This is a genomic window from Novosphingobium sp. IK01 (genome assembly GCF_033242265.1).
GTDB lineage: Bacteria > Pseudomonadota > Alphaproteobacteria > Sphingomonadales > Sphingomonadaceae > Novosphingobium > Novosphingobium pituita.
In genome coordinates, this window is record NZ_BTFW01000001.1 from 2,924,526 (window position 1) to 2,940,606 (window position 16,081).

Genomic DNA, 16,081 nt, shown 5'->3' on the forward strand with positions numbered 1-16,081 from the left:
AACCGAGAGCCGGGCGGCTTTCCCGGCGTGCCGACCGATCTCCTCCGAAATCGAGTAAATATGCGAGCGCTCTGGCGGGGTAGGACCAAAACGCACCGATCCTTGATCCAGAATCGAAGTATCTGGCGTTGACCTGATCCTGATTTGTTCCGCAAGTGTTCGCATACGCGATTTTACGGAGTGTGGGGACAATGGGGCAGTCTGCGGCGCGTTTCGATTTTGGTCAGGCCAATTCCCTGATTTCAGGCCCTGTGTCGGGCGGCGGTTCGTCGCCTCGGGCCCTTGAAGGCGCATGGGGGCAGGATTGGGGCTCCACGCCGGGCGGGGACGGCGCCTATGGCCGGGGGCCGGGGATGGCCGCGGTCGCGGTGTCGATTTTTGCCGACAGGGGCTATCTGCGGGCCGAAATCGCCGAAGATGCCACCGCTGCGGGTCTGCATGTGGCCCGGTCGTCCACGCTGGAAAGCCTGCTCGAACGCAGCCCCGACAATGATCGTGGTGGCGCTGCAAACGGGGGGCTCGGTGCGCCTTCCAACGACCGGGGGCCCGATGCGCTCGTGCCGGGGGATCTGGTGCTGGTCGATTGCCCGGTGATCGAGGGCGCGGGGCTGGCCGCGCTGGCGTGGCTGGCGATGCATGTGGGGCAGCGCGGGGCGCAACTGGTGGTCTCCACCAGTATCGGCGCGCTCGACGATGTGTTCGGCTGTCTCGACCAGTCCGAGGCACAGATTCTGGTCAACCCCAGCCGGGCCGAGCGGGTGATCGCGCTGGGCCGCATGCTGGCCCGGACGGGCAACCGCGTGCGCGAACTGGGCGAGGAAGACCGGCTCACCCTGCTGCGCCTGACCGAGCAGGTCACCACCATCGCCGCGCGCCTCGAACAACTCTCGTTGGGCGGGGCCGATGTCGAAAGCCCCTCGGCCTTCCGCTTTCAGGGCGAGGCGGACAGCGCGCCGCGTGTCGACGAAGGGTCAGACCGTCTGGTCCGCACCGCGCGCCCGCCGCTGCCCGATCCGCGTCTGATCCGCAAGATCATCCGCCAGCGTCAGGTGCGCGCCCGCTATTTCGAGGGCGATCTCTTTGCCGATCCGGCCTGGGACATGCTGCTCGACCTCACCGCCGCGCGGGTCGAACATGTGCGCGTATCGGTCACCTCGCTGTGCATCGCCTCAGGCGTCCCGCCGACGACCGCGCTGCGCTGGATCGGCCAGATGACCGAGGCAGGCCTGCTGCAACGGGTGGACGATGAAACCGACCGCCGCCGCGCCTTCATCACCCTGACCGACAAGGCTGCGGACGCCATGGCCCGCTATTTCGCCGAGTTGGGCTCGGGCAGTGGGACGCTGGTCTGATCGCGGCTGAAGAAAAGGGATGACGAAGGGGGCAGGGCCCCCTTCACCCCATTATCTTTGGCTGTCGTTGCGCCATTGGCCATGCCGGGCATGGCAGCAGGCATTGCCCTCTCCAAAGCTCATGGAGGGCAGGGGGCTTTGCCCCCTGCGGTATTCCTTGTTCTTCAACGCTCGGGCGATCAGTGCAGTTTGAGGCGGGGGCGGATGATCGCGTTGACGCGGCCAATGGCGATCATGGCAAGCCCCTTTACCCAGCCGTGGATGGCGATGATGTGCATCCGGTAGAGCGAGGTATAGACGAAGCGGGCGAGGCGCCCTTCGACGGCCATGCGCCCGCCGACCAGATTGCCCATCAGGCTGCCCACGGTCGAGAACCGGCTGAGCGAGACCAGCGAGCCGTGGTCGTGATAGACGAAGTCCTTGAGCGGCTGGCCCTTCATCATGCGGGTGAGGTTCTCCGCGACGGTATCGGCCATCTGGTGGGCCGCCTGCGCGCGCGGGGGGACCGGGCGTTCGCTGCCTGGCAGGATGCACGAGCAGCAGTCGCCCATCGCGAAGATGCGATCATCGGTCGTGGTCTGCAACGTGGGGCGCACCACGATCTGGCCATTGCGCGACAGTTCGAGATTGCCCAGCCCGCCTGCAATCGGCGTGCCCTTGACCCCGGCGGCCCAGACCTTGAGATCGGCCTCGATCACTTCGCCATCGCGGGTGATGATGGCATCCTTGGTCACTTCGACAACTTGCGTGCCAGTGGCCACGCGCACGCCCAGCGCGGTCAGTTCGGCATGGGCGGCGGCGGCGAGGCGCTCGGGCAGGGCGGGCAGGATGCGTGGGCCCGCCTCGATCAGGGTGACTTCGAGGCGGCTGGCATCGAACACTTCGAGGCCATAATAGCTCAGCGCCTCGGCGGCGTTGAACAGTTCGGCAGACAGTTCGACCCCGGTCGCCCCGGCGCCCACGATGGCCACGCGCACGCGCGAATCGGCGGACGGGTTGGCGCTCATCTCGCGCGAGACGCGCAGGCAGTGGTTGAGCAGCTTGGTGCGGAAGCGGTCGGCCTGGTGGCGTCCGTCGAGGAACAGGCAGTTCTGGGCCACCCCCGGCGTGCCGAAATCGTTGGTGACCGATCCGGTCGCCATGACCAGATAGTCGTAGCGGATGGCATGGCGACCGAAGATCTCGCTGCCGTCATCGTCGAGCAGCGGGGCAAGAATGACCTGGCGGCGCTGCGGATCAACCGATTCGAGCGAGCCGTGGAAATAGCGATAGCCCCAGCGGCGGCAGTGGCTGCGATAGCCGGTCTCGTCGAGGTTGGCGTCGAGCGAACCGGTGGCCACTTCGTGGAGCAGGGGCTTCCAGATGTGGGTGCGGTTACGGTCGACGAGGATGATGTCGTGCTTCTTGCGCCCGTAGCGCGCGCCGAGCTTGGCCGCCAGTTCGAGACCGGCAGCGCCGCCGCCCACGATCACGATCTGGGTCTTGCCGCCTTCCGTCACGAGCGGGGAGGGGGCGGTGTCCTGTCCGGTCGTCATGCCTCACCCCCTGCGATCAGCGGGGTGGGCAGCAGGATGGAGGTCGTGATGAAGGACATGAAGCGAAGGCGCGCGGAGCGGGAAGCGACAGGATGCGACATTTAATCGTAAACTCACCAATGGGGGCCGGCTGCGCGGGGATGAGGGTGATGCGATGGGGGGCATCCTCAGGCGCGCAGCCGCAGCACATGACCTTGCAAGCGCACTTTGTCGCAAGATGAAAGCCATTTCGGTGTTTCGCGGCTATTTTTCCGACCATTTCGCTGCCCGGATCGGTCGGACAGGTTTCCTGGAAGAAAGGGGGCGTGGGCGAGCGCCGGTGGTCAGTCCGGTCGGATGGTCTCCGTGTTTGGCCCCGTCCTGAGGCGCGTCTTGATGCGTGCGGTTTCGCGGGCCTGCCGCTTTTTCCACCAGATCAGGACACCGGTTACGCTCAGCATGGTGACACAGGCCCCGATGATCGTTACCAGAACCTGCCAGACCGATCCCCAGACGCGCGCCATGTGCAGCGCCACGATCCAGTCGGTCAGGCGATCAGCCAGATTGGCACGGGCGGCCGGGCGGGCGAGGCGCAGGACGCCCGTGCGATCGTCGAAGGCGATCTGCGATCCGCCGCCTTCGTCGGGGATGTCGGCGCGCGTGGTGAAGCCATAGACATAGACGCCGCTGGCCGGCACGTGCCAGAGCCAGCGGGCGCCGGCGTGGGGCAGGGCATCCTCGTTCCGGGCCAGTTGCGCGCCGCGGGCGGCGGCCTGGGCAAAGGAGAGCGCGGGCATCGGGCGGGGCAGGACGGGGCGACTGGCGGCAAGGCTGGCCAGATCGGCGCGGCGGTCGCTCGCGCCCATCACGCCCATCACCGTGGTATAGACCGGGCGCAAGTTGAACGAGACGCTCGACCAGGCGAAGACCAGCAGGGCGAGCCAGATCCACAGGCCGCCCGCGCGGTGGAGGTCGAAGGTCAGCTTGTGGCCGCTCGCGCGCCAGCGCACCTGCCACGAGGGTTTCCAGCGCTTCCACCAGCCGGGCGGCGTATTGGTCCGGCGGACCGGGCGCGGGATTGGAACAGGCGGCTTTTTCAGGCGCACGGGCAGCGTGAGATAGAAGCCCACGAAACAGTCGAGCGTCCACACCAGCGCAGCCAGCCCCATCACCAGCCTGCCTGTCGGCCCGAGCAGCAGGGTATAGTGCAGCAGATAGAGGAAAGGCAGCAGGTTGACCTGCCCTTCGGTGATGTCGCCCCAGTGGCGATGGCCGAGTTCGCGCGTGGTGTAGGGATCGATGAAGAGTTCGTCCCACCCCTGTGCATGGGCCGGATCGCGCCAACTGACGCGCAGGCGCAGGCTGTGGCCCGGTTCGATCGTGAGCGGCAGGAAATCGGCGACCATGCCGGGGTGGCGGGTCAGAGCCAGCGCCCGCAGTTCGACGGGATCGTGCGCGCGTGCGCCGGGCACGGGTGGCGCGGCCAGCAGCAGGCCCGGCGCACTCCAGGCTTCCAGTTCGTCTTCCCAGGCCAGCGCCATGCCGGTCAGCCCGGCGATGGCCAGGAACAGCGCAAGGCTCAGGCCCGCCCAGCGATGGACGAGCACCCAGACCTTTCGCGATGGCAGCGCGCGCGTCATTGCCGTGCTCACCAGCGGAAGCTGATGGTGCCCTGGATCGTGCGGCGCTGGCCATACCAGCACCACGCGCTGTAGGCCGGATAGAGATAGCAGCTGGTCAGGTACTTCTTGTTGAACAGGTTGGTGACGTTGAGCGCAAGGTTTAGGCCTTGCAGGCGCGGATCGAGGTTGGCCAGATCGTAGTGGGCCATGGCGTCGATGAGGGTGTAGGACGGGGTGTAGTACTGGCGATAGGCATTGCCGGTCAGCGTCTGGTCGAAGACCCCGCCATAGACCCCGTCGACATGGCGCAGGCCCGCGCCCAGATTCAGGCCCTTGAGCGGGCCGCTGCGCGCCGTCCAGTCGAGGTTGACCGCCAGATTGCCGTCGCCCGCGCCGATCAGGCCGCCGCCGACATAGCGCGCGTCATCGTCGGCCACGTCGCGCACGCGCTGGTGGCTGTAGGCCGCGCGCAGGGCAAAGCCATAGGGCAGCGGGGCCCTGGCTTCGATCTCGAAGCCTTCGGAGCGATACTTGCCGCTTTGCGAAGAGAGGAAGGTGACCGGATTGGTGGTGACGACGCCGGTCTGCTCGATGTGGAACCAGGCCGCAGTGACGAGGATCGCGGAGCCATTGGGCTGGAACTTGGCGCCGACTTCGACCTGCTTGCCCAGCGAGGGGCGGGCAAGGCCCCCGGTGGCGAGTCTGGCACTTTGCGGCTCGAACGAGGTGGCATAGCTGACATAGGGCGCGAGGCCGAAGGAGGTCTTGTAGAGCAGGCCCGCGCGCCCGGTGAACTTGCGGTCGGTCTGGCTGTCGGTGCCGCTGCGGATGCTGGCCCAGTCGTGACGGCCCGAGAGCATCAGGCGCAGGCCGCCCCAGCTCATCGTGTCCTGGGCATAGATGCCGGTCTGGTGCTGGCGGATGTTGTAAGTGGTGACGTCGGCATAGGCGCCGGGGGTGTAGCCGGGCACGGTGTAGGGCGAGGTGGGCGCCTGCTGGGTGCCATAGACCGGATCATAGGCATTGATCGGCTGCGCGGTGCCGAAGGCGGCGGCCTCGAACGAGTGGGCGGTCTGGTAATCGACGCCGACGAGCAACGCGTGCCGGACCGGGCCGGTTGTGAACGTGCCCGAAAGCTGGTGGTCGAAGGTCCAGTTGTCGAGGGTTTCGTGGGTGGCGTAGCTGGCGCGGGCAAATTGCGCCATGGCCGCATCGGCCGGAACGCCGGTTTCATAGATCGCGCCCAGATCGGTATCGACATGCTGGTAGCGGCCACTGGCCCGGAAATGCCAGCTGGCGCCGAAATCGTGGGTCAGGATGTAGGTTCCCGCTTCCTGATTGCGGCGGAAATAGTTGCTCGGTTCGCCATCGGCATAGCGGGTGTCGATCTTGCCGTTGGGGTTGTCGAACAGCGTGCCATAGCCGGGCGCGCCGCTGTAGTTGCCGTTCTTGGGATCGTGCGACCATGCGCCGAGCACGGTCAGGGTGGTGGCCGGGTCGATTTTGAAGGTGACCGCGCCGCTGAGCGTCTGGCGTGCGCGGCTGCCGTAATATTGCTGGGTATCGGCGCCGTTGGCGCTGCCATAGAGGCGCACGCTGACCGCATCGGACAGCTTGCCGCCGACATCGGCATCGACGCGATAGAGGTTGTAGGACCCATACGTGGCCGAAGCCGCGCCATAGAACGCCTCGTCGAGCGGGAGCTTGCTGCTCATCGCCACGAGACCGCCGGGGCTCGACTGGCCATAGAGCGCGGAGGCGGGCCCCTTGACCACCTCGATGGAATCGAGGCGCGACATGTCGACTTGCGGCGAGGCATAGCCCGAGGCGCTGGCGAATTGCTTCAGCCCGTCGAGATAGACCGGCGCATCGAAGCCGCGCAGCTTGAACTGGTCGTAGACTTCGGCGCTGGCCCCGCGCGTTTCGGGGGTGATCCCGGCGACATAACGCAAAGACTGGTTGAGATTGGCAAGGCCCAGCCGGGCAATGTCGTCGGCGGTGACCACGCTGATCGATTGCGGGGTTTCGGCGATGGGGAGGGGAGACTTGGTAGCGGCGAGCGATTCCATGTCATCGTGAAGCCCGCGCACGACGATCTGGCCTTCACTGTCGCCCGAGGCGCTTTCGGGGCTGGCTGCATCGGAGGATTCTGCGGCGCGCGCAGGAGCGCCGAGCGCCAGCAGCGAGGCCGACAGCATCAGGCCGGCGCCAATTTTCCCGAAACCCCTCAAACGAGCGTGCATGATCTTGTCCTTGTCAACCTTGTCCCGTTGCATCGCGCCTTGATCCGCGATGAAGGGATGCCGTGGCGGTGCCCGGCTGCCTGAATGGCAGGTCAACTAATGAGAGTCATTCTCATGTGCAAGTCATAAACGGAAAGGCACGCTCCAGTGACAGATGCCCGCTGCGAAACCCGCCGTGGCCCATGGCACGGCGCCAGCCAAAGATAATGGGGTGAAGGGGGCGATGCCCCCTTCGATATCCCTTTTTCTGTTTGTCTCTGAAAACAGACCGCTATTGCAGCCTGAGCGCGCCTTCGTCGGCGGTCGCGGCGGCCAGTTCCGCATGGGCGGCAGCGATGCGCGCGCGGGCCTCGATCAGCTTGACTTCGGCGTCGGTGGAGGCTTCCTCGCGCTGGTTGACGAGGAAGAAGTCGCTCGATCCCAGCTCGAAGCGGCGGCGCTCGGCCTGCGCCAGTTTCCCGGCAAGGTCGCGCTGGCGCAGGGTCGTGTCGACGAGCTTGCGCGCGGTTTCGACCTCGATGCCGATGCCCGCCACTTCGGCGCGGATCTTTTCGCCGAGATAGCGCTGCTTGATCGAAAGCTCGTCGAGCTTGGCTTGCGTTTCGGCGAGCTTGCCCCTGGCCTTGCGGTTTTGCAGCGGGATCTTGAGGCTGATGCCCATGATCACTTCGGTGGCGGTGCGGCTGTGGCCGCCCAGTCCCTCGGGGCCGATGTCCTTGGCGATTTCGCCCTTGAGGTCGAGCTTGGGGCGCAATTCGTTGCGGGCGAGCGCCAGCTTGATCCCGGCCTGATCGATTTCTTCCATCAGGATGCCGAAATCGGGCCGGTTCTCGATGGTGAACACCGGGTCGAGGCGCAGGCCGGAAAAGGCGCTGGCATCGGGGGGGAGGCGGCTGGCATCGACGATCACCGGCGCGCCCTGATCGTCGCGGAAGTAGAGCGAGAGCTTGTTGGCCGCGTCGAGGAAGTCCTGACGGGCAGCGAGCACGAGCGCCTCGCGCTTGACCATGTTGGCTTCGTTTTCGGTCAGCAGGATGTCGGGCTTGGCGCCCAGTACGACCTGACGGCCGATGCCCCGGCCCCGCCGGGCGGCCAGATCGTAGAGCGCCTGATAGGCCTTGAGTTTCAGCCCCGTGGCGACCCATTTCTGGTAGGCCTGCGTGGCGCGGGCCTGAACGCCGATGCTGGTGGCGCGGGCTTCGAAGCGGGCGATGTCGATGTCGTTGGCGGCCATGCTGCGCCCGGCGCGGCGGGCGTCGATCAGGCGGTCGCGCATCAGCGAATAGAGTACGCCGACTTTGAATTCACCCGCCTCGTTGGTGTAGGCCTTGTCCTCGTAGACCGGAAACGCGCCGCGCGAATTGCGGTACTGGCCGTAGAAATGGCCGCCGTTGTTGGCAAACGGGGTGTCGGCAAGGCCGGTGACCTCGGTGCCGTCGTAATAGCCTGCTACGCGGCTGCGGGCATCGACTGAAAACACGGTGTCGAAGGCGCCGTCGGCGGTCAGCGAGCGCCCTTCGGCCTGCCGGGTGCGGGCCAGCGCGGCGATGATGTCGGGCGTGGCGCGGGCCGAAGAGGCCAGCACTTCGTCGAGCAGGAGCGGCGTGGCGCTCTGGCCGGGGGTGGCCACGAGTTCGCCACCGGGCAGGACAGCCGGGATGGTTTCGGCCTGCGCGGGCGCAAGGCAGAGGCTCGCGGACAGCGCCAGCAGGGGGAGGAAGCGGGCTGGAAGCATCATCACTTCTTCTTCTCGCCCGTGCCTGCGCCCTTGCTGCCGCCATCGGCCTTGGCGCCGCCCGCCTTCTGGTCTTGCCCGTAGCCGACTTTTTCCTGCCCGAAGTTGAGCGGGAAGTCGTTGAGCTGGCGCCAGAGTTCGTAGCCGACCGTCACCGTGTCGCCCTGAATCCAGCCCAGCACCTTGCCGCCCTGACGCACGAAGCGCAGGTCGGGCCACGGGGTCTTGCCCGGCGCGGGTTCGACCAGCACGCGGAACAGGCCGTCGCCGCGCGGGGTCGGATCGACCGCGCGCACGCGGCCATCATAGATCCCCACCGCGAACGAGGGCCAGCCGCTGAACTGGATCGCCGGGAAGCCTTCGAATTCGAGGCGGACGGCGCGTCCGGCCTCGACCAGCGGGATGTCGCGGCCATCGACATAGAGTTCGACCGCGCGCTCGACATGTTCGGGCGCAATCGTGGCCAGTACGGTGCCCGACCCAATCAGCGCGCCCCCCGAGGCGGCGTTGAGGTTCTGCACGCGACCGTCACGCGGCGCGCGGACGAGCTGGGCGGAACTCTGCGCGAGCTTGACCTTGATCTGCTGGAGCTTGGCACGCGATTCGGCAAGCTTGGCCCCCGCATCGGCGACCTTGATCAGCGTCTGTTCGTAGTCGCGGCGGGCGGCCAGCCCCTCGCGATAGAGTTGCAGGGTGCGCGCCACGTCGATCGCGGCGGTCGAGCGGGCCTGTTCGACGGCGGCGATCTGGGCCTCGACTTGCGCCTTTTCACCCGCCAGCCGGTCGAGCAGGTCGGGGTCGACATCGACCACGCGGACGATGGGATCGCCCTTTTTGACGAAATCGCCATCCTGCACGTAAAATTCCTCGACGCGCCCGCTCACCAGCGAGGAGACCTGCCGGGCGCGGTCGTCGGCGTTGAGGGTTGTCACTTGCCCTCGCCCTTCGGCGGTCTGGAGCCAGGGCACGAACAGGATCGCGATGGCCAGCGCGATTCCCAGCACGATCAGCCAGGCGACCGTCCTGATGATGCGCGGCGGACGGAGCCGGGCGAGTGAGGGGAAGTGCGCCATCTGCGCGGCTTCGAGCGGCATTTCGGAGCTCGTGCTGTTCTGGCCGGTCATGCGCGGCGCTCCCGTTCGGCGAGGAAGCGGGCGAGATCGGCCCGGCTGGTGAAGCGGTGCTGGGCGTGTCTGCCCAGCCAGTACCAGGCGTCGGGGCCCTTTCCGCCGTCGGCGTGGCCATCGGTATCGAGGGCTTCGGGGCGCCCGGTGCTGAGCAGGACGGTCGTTCCCATGGCCCGGAATTCGTCCAGCGTGGCCCGGAGCGCGGCGATGGGCATCATGTCGTAGAGCGGCGAAAGCAGCAGGACATGGGGCCGCGCGAGCACGGCATTGGCAAGCTTGAGCTGCATGACCTCGACAATCGAAAGGGGCGAGCCGGAGGCGGCAAGGCGGGTGTCGAGCCCGGTGGGCAGGCTGGCAATGCGGCTGCCCAGCCCGACCAGATCGAGCGCCTGCATGATCCGCACGCTGTCCGGGGTGCCGCCGCAGGCCAGGGCGAGGAATTCGCGGATGGTGATGTCGACGATGGTCGGGCGGCTGAGCACGGTGACCGCCGAGCGCAGCAGGTAGGAATCGAGGCTGCCCAGTTCGCTGCCGCCGATCGAGACGATCCCGGCATGGGGTGTGTGATGGCGCTTGAGCAGCAGGGCGACCTCGTTCTCGATGCCCGGTGCTGCGGCAAAGACGATCTGTTCGCCGCTGGCGATCTCGAAGTCGAGGCGGGCGAGACCGATCCTGTTCTCGCCGATCTCGACCTCGCGGAAGCGCACCGCGCCGTCGGCCGGGGCCTGCCCGCTGCCGCCGCTGCGTTCCTGCGGGATCGCGAAGACTTGCGACAGTTCCTCGGCGCTGGCCACCAGATCGTAGAACACGTCGAGGTAGGAGCCGAGCTGGTAGATCCCGTAGAACACGCCCGACAGGATCAGCTCGGCGGCGACCAGCTGGCCGATCGACAGCTCGCCCGCCAGAATGAGATTGCCCCCCAGCGCCAGCAGCGCGGAGGCGGCAAAGGCATAGACGAGGAAATAGGCGAGCGTCTGGGCAAAGCTGTAGCGGAAGAAGCAGCGATGCGCGCGGATATAGTCGGCGGTCACCGCTTCGGAGCGGTCCATCGCAAAGTCGAAGTGGCGGGCCGACTTGTAGAAGCCGTTGGAGCCGCCCAGACTTTCCAGCCACTGCGCGGCATTGTGCTTGGCATGGCTGACCCCGACCGAGCCGGCAATCGCCCCCCGGCGCCAGATCAGCCAGATCGCCAGGCACGCGAGCACGAGGATCAGGTTGAAGGCGAGGAAGAACGGGTGGTAGAAACTCGTCACCATCAGCCCCACCGCGCCTTGCAGCACGATGGTAAAGGCGCCGATCACCAGACTGGGCACCGATTTCTGGATGATCGCGGTGTCGAAATAGCGGTTGAACAAGCTGCTGCGGCTTTCGTCCACGAAGAACGGGTTCTGGGCATGGACCGTGCGCACGGTGATCTCGGCCACGACGCGGGCGAACAGGCGCCGCTCGAACAGGGCAAGGATATAGAGCCGCATCGAACTGAGCCCGGCCACCACCAGCAGCAGTGCCAGCAGAACCCCCGAGAGGATCCACAAGGGCGCCACCAGCGCGGTGCGCGCCACCGAATTGATCAGCAGTTGCACCGAGATGGGCGTGGCCAGCGAGAGCAGGCTGATCGCCATCGAATAGACGATGCACAAGTTGATATAGGCCCGGTCAGGCCCGACGATCTCCCTCAGCCAGGCGACCGCCTGACGCAGGCCGATGTTCTCACTCGCCACGGCGCGCCCCTGTTTCAATCCATTTCATCCGCATGGGCCCGGTCAGCCACAATTCCGGGGGCGATGCAAACCGGGATGGCACGCTGTGCTGGCCAGCAACACTTCTTCACCAGACGCCAAAAATGCAGACGTCTTTGCTTACGCAACGATCACGTTCCATGTCTGGCAGGACACACAAGGCCGTTTGGGTGGTGGTGGCGAGGCAGGGCGCGCGAGGTAGAACGCGCGAGGCAGAGCACGCGGGCAGGGGGCTTCTGTCCGCCCACAGATGCGGACGGGATGGCCGGTTTCAGGGTGTTTCTGCCCCGGCAAAACTGGCGGCCAGCGTGTCGCAAAAGCGCGTGATTTTCTGCTCCGTCGCATCGGCAAAGCCGATCACCAGCCCGGTCATCCCGGCCTGAAGGCACAAGGCGGATAACCGGGATGGTGAAAATCCGGCGGCATGCAGCGCCTGAAGCGCAGCGTCCTCGTCCTGTCCGGCCCGGAACACCAGCGCCAGTTGCAGGCCACCGTCAGGCCCATGCAGCGAGACTCTCTTGCCAAAGGCCTCTCGCAGCCGCTCGGCCAGCATGGCTCCGCGCCGGGCATAACAGCGGCTTATCCGGCGCAAGTGGGCGCGGTACTCGCCGCTGGCCAGCCAGTCGCCATAGGCGGCCTGTATCTGGAGATTGGCCATCATGCCCAGATTGCGCTGCGCCTGCGTGAACGGTTTTACCAGTTCGGTCGGAACGACCATCCAGGCCAGATGCAGGGTCGGGGCGAGCGCCTTTGAGGTCGTACCCAGATAGATGACCTCTCGCCCGGAGCCCAGGGCATGCATCGCGGCGATCTCGCGCCCGCGCCAGTGGAACTCGCTGTCGTAATCGTCTTCGAGGATGATCGCGCCCGTGCGCCGGGCATGGTCGATGAAGGCAAGGCGCCGCGCCAGCGACAGCCTGTGCCCGAGCGGATACTGGTTCGACGGGGTGAGGTAGACGAGCCTGGCCCTGTCGCCTGCTGGCGGCACGCGCGCGCCTTCCTCGTCGAGTGGCATCGGTTCGGGGACAAGTCCCGCGCCGAGCATTGCGGCCCGAGCGCCCATGTAGCCGGGGTCTTCCATCAACACCCTGTCGCCCGGCCGTGCCAGCACCAGCGCAACGAGCGCGAGTGAAGCCTGCGTGCCGCCAGTGATGATGATCTGCGAGGGATCGACCGTCATCCCGCGGTCGCGGGCAAGTCCACGGGCGAGTTCCTCGCGCAGGGCTGGCAGGGAGGGGGAGGGCGGGGAGGAAGGGGGGGCGAAATCCCCCGCCGCCAGCCTATGGCGCGAGGCGCGGCGCAAGGTGCGCGCCCAGGCTTCATGCGGGAACAGCGCCGGATCGGGCCGACCGGGCGCCATCGCGCCATTGCGGTCGATGAAACAGGGCTCGCGATGGTCGCAGGTCCAGTTCGAGGCCACACGAGGGGGCGTGGGCGCGAGAGGTGCTGCGCGCATGTCGACCACCGGCATGGCCGATCCGCCCGTTACCACAGGGCGCCGCTGGAGGGCGATCTCGACCAGCCCTTCGGCGCGCAACAGGTCGTAGGCGGTGTTCACCGTGTTGCGCGAAACCCCCAGAATAGCGGCAGCCCGCCGACTGGATGGCAGGCGCGTGCCGACGGGGATCGCGCCGCTGGTCATCCCCGTGCGCAAATCGGCATAGATCTGGCTGACCAGTGTTTCGGTCCGTCCGGGATCGGGGCGGGTGAACTGGAGGAGAGTAAGTGGTTCCATGAAAATGCCAGTTTGTGGATCTTACGGAATACCAGGTTAGGCGGCATCACCGGGCTTCATCAAGCCGCTTGCTGCATTGGAGACCCGCATGGCCACCGACCCGCTTCCCGCCTACGCCCGCATCCGCTATTCTATGCGTGCTCACTACGATGCCCCCACTGTCCATGCGATTCTGGATGCGGGGCTGGTCGGTCACTTGTCGTTCATTGCCGATGGCCGCCCGATGACGGTACCGCTGGCCTATGCCCGCGATGGGGCATGCCTCTACCTGCACGGGGCCTCGAAGACGCGCTTCGTCAAGCTGTGCCGCGATGCGGCGCCCTTGTGCCTGTCGGTGACGATCCTCGACGGCATCGTGGCCGCGCGGTCGGCCTTTCACCATTCGGTCAATTATCGTTGCGCGATTGTCCATGGCCATGCACGGGCCGTTGAGGATGCCGCCGAGCACGACCACGCGCTGCAACTGATCACCGAACATCTCCTGCCGGGCCGCTACGGCGAAGTGCGCCCCATGCTGCCCAAGGAACGCAAGGCCACCGGCGTTGTCGCCCTGGAAATCGAGACCGCTTCCGCCAAGATCCGCACCGGCCCCCCGGTCGACGACGAAGACGACCTGACCCTGGGGCTGTGGTCTGGCGTGGTTCCGGTCGTAACGGCTCTTGGCCGCGGCATCGCCGACAACCATACCCCCGAAGGCCTGCCCGAACCGGCCTCCCTGGCCGCCGCCCGCCGCAAATTCGCCGAATGACGAGGCGGGGGAGGCAGGATGAAGCGGCCTGTTCAGGCCGTGGTCTGGCCCTCCCGCAGCAAGGCCCACCGGCGTATCTCGTCGAGCACCCATTGAAAGCTGCGATCCGCAGCCCGCCTTTGGGGCCAGAGCATCGAATAATCGATCTGCCACGCAGCCAGTGGCAGGGGGATGGTCGCCAGACCGAATTGTGCGGCAAAGAGGGTAGCGAGCGGTGTCGGCATTGTCGCTACCGCCTTGCTTCCGGCGACATAGTATGGCGTGGCGAGGATGTTGCGCGTCGAAACGGCCCTGAGGCGCGGGCGCCCGATACTGCGGAAATAATCGCTGATGAAAGTCGGCCTTGCATCGGAGAAAGTGACAATCACATGCTCTGATCCAAGGTACCAGTTCAGGGCGGGATCGGGAGGCGTCACCTCGACCGGATCGTAGAGGCAGGAAAACCCCGTGACCATGAGGGACTCGCGCCGAATTCCGGCCGGACCGTCCGGCGCGATGGTGAAGGCGATGTCGAACTTGCCGCGCAGGAGATCATCGTCAACGACTTGCCAATCAGTGGGCTGCACATCGAAACGCGCATCGGGTGCCTTCTGGCGCAATTCGGCCATCAGTTCGGGAAGCAACAGCAATTCCACGTCTTCGGCCGCGCCGAACGTCAGGTTCAGCCGGGCGTTTGACGGATCGAACGTCTGGGGCGAGAGAGAATCGTTCAGGCGTTGCAAGGGGGGCTGAATTTCGGCCCAGAGCTGTTTCGCGCGCGCAGTCGCGGTCAGGCCGCGTGCATGGCGGGTGAACAGCGGGTCTCCGAACAAGTCGCGCAGACGCGCGAGGGCCTGGCTGACCGCGGGTTGCGAGCGATGCAGACGGCGCGCGGCACGCCCAACGTGCTGCTCAAGCATCAGCGCATCGAACACCAGCAGGAGGTTGAGGTCTGGCATCATAAACTGGTCTTATAATGCAATCGAAAATTTCGCTATTGGAAACCATTCTTCTTATCGAAGCATGATGCGGCTCCGAAAACTTCCGACACAGGTGACCAATGACGAGCCTTCTTCTCAAGAAACCGATCCTGGGGGCTGAAGCGTGGACCGGCGCTGAGCTGAATGCGCGCGGCTACTTGCGTTTCCTTTCCCCCCGATTGCTGGCTGCCTTGCAGGGCGCGCTTGAGCATGTGAAGGCCAGAGGCCTGCGGGCGCCCGGCTTCGGCAAGGCGGACTTCCCTCTCCACGGCGTCGAGGATGAGCTTTCCACCTATGTCGCCGAATTGCAGCATGGTCAGGGCTTTCTGGCGCTTCGCGGCCTGCCCGCCGAACGGTACAGCGAAGACGAGATGGCCATCGTGTACTATGGCATGGGCCTGCACATGGGGATTCCGGTCACCCAGAATGAAGGCGGAGAACTGATCGCCGAAGTGATCAACGTGGGCGACAAGGGGGACCGCAAGACGCGCGTCTATCAGACCAACGCCTACCTTCCCTATCATTCGGACCTTTCGGACGTCGTCGGCCTGCTTTCACTCAGAAAAGCGAAGGAAGGCGGGGTGAGCAGCCTCATCAGCGTCGCGGCAATCTACAACCGGATCCTGCGGGATTACCCGGAATACCTCGCGCTGTTCTACAAGCCGTTCTATTTTGCGCACCTGGGCGAGGCGCTTCCCAGCCTTTCGCCGATATTCTCGTACAACGCCGGCAAGCTGAGCTGCCGCTACATGCGCCAATATATCGAACTGGGGCATGATCTGCGCGGTCTTCCGCTGTCGCGGATCGAAATGGAAGCGCTCGATCTGTTCGACAGCATCCTTGCGGAGCCGGACTTGCGCCTCGATATGCTTCTGGAAGCAGGCGACATCCAGTTTGCGAACAACTACGCGGTGCTCCACTCGCGCACGGGTTTCGAGGACCACGAAACGCCGCATGAACGGCGCAAGTTGCTGCGCCTCTGGCTGAAGATGGCCGAGCCTCGCGAACTTGCCCCGGACTTTCCCGGACGAAACGGAATCGCGGCCCGGGTGGCCGTTCCCGCCTGACGCGCCCGGCCAATCTCATGTGAACTGCGGGCATACCTGTGCCAGCCCGCAGTTCCCCCGAAGGCAGAAATTGTTTCGCTTCCCGGCGAGCAAATTGTGCCGTTCTGAGGTGGTGGTGGTGAGCCCTGCTGGGTTCGAGAAAGCAACTCCTTGAACCGGATCATTTTTGCCCCTTTTGGGCATCGTTTTTTGGCGATCCGGGAAGGGTTTTGAGGATGATGCGAAGTCGGTCATTATGGC

The 16,081-nt window shown here is 65.8% G+C and carries 11 protein-coding genes; 3 read left to right on the plus strand and 8 right to left on the minus strand.

What is annotated here, in order from left to right; translation table 11 throughout:
* Positions 1 to 368 precede the first annotated feature (368 nt).
* Positions 369 to 1,352 carry a winged helix DNA-binding protein gene (locus tag SBI20_RS13440; RefSeq protein WP_317975504.1) on the plus strand — a complete coding sequence of 328 codons (984 nt, stop codon included), beginning with the start codon at positions 369 to 371 and terminating at the stop codon, positions 1,350 to 1,352.
* 179 nt (positions 1,353 to 1,531) lie between these two features.
* Here SBI20_RS13440 and SBI20_RS13445 read toward each other — a convergent pair whose 3' ends face one another.
* From SBI20_RS13445 to pdxR, 7 genes are all read right to left on the minus strand, one after another.
* Positions 1,532 to 2,887, minus strand: a complete 1,356-nt coding sequence (locus tag SBI20_RS13445; RefSeq protein ID WP_317975505.1) for an NAD(P)/FAD-dependent oxidoreductase — start codon at positions 2,885 to 2,887, stop codon at positions 1,532 to 1,534.
* A gap of 323 nt (positions 2,888 to 3,210) precedes the next feature.
* Positions 3,211 to 4,506 (minus strand): PepSY-associated TM helix domain-containing protein, encoded by a 1,296-nt coding sequence (locus SBI20_RS13450; protein ID WP_317975506.1) that lies wholly within the window; start codon positions 4,504 to 4,506, stop codon positions 3,211 to 3,213.
* Positions 4,507 to 4,514: 8 nt separating this feature from the next.
* Positions 4,515 to 6,731, minus strand: a complete 2,217-nt coding sequence (locus SBI20_RS13455) for a TonB-dependent siderophore receptor (RefSeq protein WP_317975507.1) — start codon at positions 6,729 to 6,731, stop codon at positions 4,515 to 4,517.
* 271 nt (positions 6,732 to 7,002) lie between these two features.
* Positions 7,003 to 8,469, minus strand: a complete 1,467-nt coding sequence (locus SBI20_RS13460) for a TolC family protein (protein ID WP_317975508.1) — start codon at positions 8,467 to 8,469, stop codon at positions 7,003 to 7,005.
* Positions 8,469 to 9,560: an HlyD family secretion protein gene (locus SBI20_RS13465; RefSeq protein WP_317976139.1), complete on the minus strand. Its 1,092-nt coding sequence runs from the start codon at positions 9,558 to 9,560 to the stop codon at positions 8,469 to 8,471. The genes SBI20_RS13460 and SBI20_RS13465 overlap by 1 nt, the downstream gene beginning before the upstream one ends.
* A 26-nt stretch (positions 9,561 to 9,586) precedes the next feature.
* Positions 9,587 to 11,314, minus strand: a complete 1,728-nt coding sequence (locus tag SBI20_RS13470) for an ATP-binding cassette domain-containing protein (protein ID WP_317975509.1) — start codon at positions 11,312 to 11,314, stop codon at positions 9,587 to 9,589.
* Positions 11,315 to 11,603: 289 nt separating this feature from the next.
* Positions 11,604 to 13,067: a MocR-like pyridoxine biosynthesis transcription factor PdxR gene (pdxR, locus tag SBI20_RS13475; RefSeq protein ID WP_317975510.1), complete on the minus strand. Its 1,464-nt coding sequence runs from the start codon at positions 13,065 to 13,067 to the stop codon at positions 11,604 to 11,606.
* A gap of 88 nt (positions 13,068 to 13,155) precedes the next feature.
* Between pdxR and SBI20_RS13480 the strand changes: the two genes are divergently transcribed.
* Entirely contained in the window at positions 13,156 to 13,815 is a 660-nt protein-coding gene (locus SBI20_RS13480) for a pyridoxamine 5'-phosphate oxidase family protein (protein WP_317975511.1), read from the plus strand.
* Positions 13,816 to 13,847: 32 nt separating this feature from the next.
* On the opposite strand, the gene SBI20_RS13485 is transcribed toward SBI20_RS13480, so the two are convergent.
* Positions 13,848 to 14,756 carry a LysR family transcriptional regulator gene (locus SBI20_RS13485; protein ID WP_317975512.1) on the minus strand — a complete coding sequence of 303 codons (909 nt, stop codon included), beginning with the start codon at positions 14,754 to 14,756 and terminating at the stop codon, positions 13,848 to 13,850.
* A gap of 98 nt (positions 14,757 to 14,854) precedes the next feature.
* Here SBI20_RS13485 and SBI20_RS13490 point away from each other — a divergent pair, with 98 nt between their 5' ends.
* Positions 14,855 to 15,841, plus strand: coding sequence for a TauD/TfdA family dioxygenase (locus SBI20_RS13490; protein WP_317975513.1), 987 nt, complete (start codon positions 14,855 to 14,857; stop codon positions 15,839 to 15,841).
* Positions 15,842 to 16,081 lie beyond the last annotated feature (240 nt).